The sequence below is a fragment of the Spiroplasma sp. hy2 genome, assembly GCF_044714365.1.
GTDB lineage: Bacteria > Bacillota_I > Bacilli_A > Mycoplasmatales > Mycoplasmataceae > Spiroplasma > Spiroplasma phoeniceum.
Genome location: NZ_RXFZ02000209.1, coordinates 1 through 1531, shown reverse-complemented (window position 1 = coordinate 1531; position 1531 = coordinate 1). Strand labels below are relative to the sequence as shown.

2 protein-coding genes are annotated in these 1531 nt (G+C 25.8%); both read left to right on the top strand.

The window, feature by feature from the left end:
• Window positions 1-778, top strand: a 778-nt coding sequence (locus EHV01_RS05465; RefSeq protein WP_422066574.1) for a hypothetical protein, incomplete at its 5' end; no start/stop codon positions are given.
• Window positions 779-781: 3 nt separating this feature from the next.
• Complete coding sequence (locus EHV01_RS05460; RefSeq protein ID WP_422066573.1) at window positions 782-1393, top strand: hypothetical protein; 612 nt, start codon at window positions 782-784, stop codon at window positions 1391-1393.
• Window positions 1394-1531: the final 138 nt, after the last annotated feature.

Below are 1531 nucleotides of genomic sequence, written 5' to 3'. Positions count from 1 at the left end.
ATSACCTACAATGGCAAATTGTTATAAATTACAATTTGATTTAGAAGATAGTTTTAATATTAAATCAAAAGAAAGATGAGCAAATCGTACGCATTGATATGGGGTATTAGATGATGATTTAATGACTGCCTATAACAAAGGCAATAAAAAAGTATTACAAGATGTATTTGATGATATTTTTATTCAATCAGGTCAATCAGCCGTAGATGGTCAATTATCYCAATCTTTACAAGTAGTACAAGGTACACCAACCTTAGAAACATATACCGAAGACCAAAAATCAATTATTGAACAAGTATACTTAGCATGTCATTTTTCTAGTCCTTTTGGTGATAAATCAGATAATGATCAAAATAAAACACAATCATTATTAACTAAAACAAAAGATTTAGAAAAACAAGCATATTTACAAGCATATCGTAAACAATATTATACTAAAATGTTTGATACTGTTTTAAAATATTATGGTTTATGAGATGGAAATGGTGAAAGACCTTATGGATTTGATTTTATTAGTGCTAGTTTAGTAGACCAAATGCGACAAAATGAATTAATTACTGCTAGATTAGATAATGGCACAATGGAACCAATAAGAGCTATAACTGAATATGATAATATTGATGAATTAGAAGCAACTAAATATTTTGAAAAAATAGAAGAATGACAAGATAAAATGCAAACTAAAGAAATAGAACATAATAATAAATTACTAGAATATGATGAAACTGGTAATAATCAAAATGCCTTACAAGGTAGAACAGAAATTAAGGAGAATTAACAAATGAGTAGAATTAACCCAGGTGTTATGGAAGAATTAAGAAGACAAGCCCATGATACTTTAATAGATATAAGAGAAAACATAAAAGACAATCGTCATTGAATGGTATTTCCGTTTAATGTTTATAGTTCATATATACCTGATACTGAAACAGGTTGAAAACCTAACAATGCTAAACCAAGTGATTATGGTAGTTATTCACGCATATTTGATAATATGGAAAGTACGATTGCTCAATGACAGGGTAGTTTAAAAATAGTCCAAAAATATAAAGGTGAAGAAATTAATATATTAATGATTGATGATTTTAATAAACAACCAATTAACTCAACTATATGAGCCAATAATGAAACACCATTTGCGATAAAATTAAAAGATGAAAATAATAATATTTATTGAAAATTAATTGATGGTGAAAACATTTATGATGTTAATATAATGCTAGAATACTTAAATCAATATAAATTAAGTTATTTTATTAATAATGATAATAAAGCAGATAATTTTTATACAAAAGAAGTTAAAGTTGGTAAATATTGAGATGCTTATATTATTGATGATAGAAGTTCAATTCAATTTGGTGAAGCTAAATTTGAACAAGTATTTACTCAATAATCAACTGAAAGACAATATACTTTATTAATTTTAGATGAAGATGCAGATAAATTAAATATTAATGATTATTATAATTTTTATACTGTATTTAATGACCGTGGTTTAAATATTGGTGGTGGTGATATTAATTCTGCACAC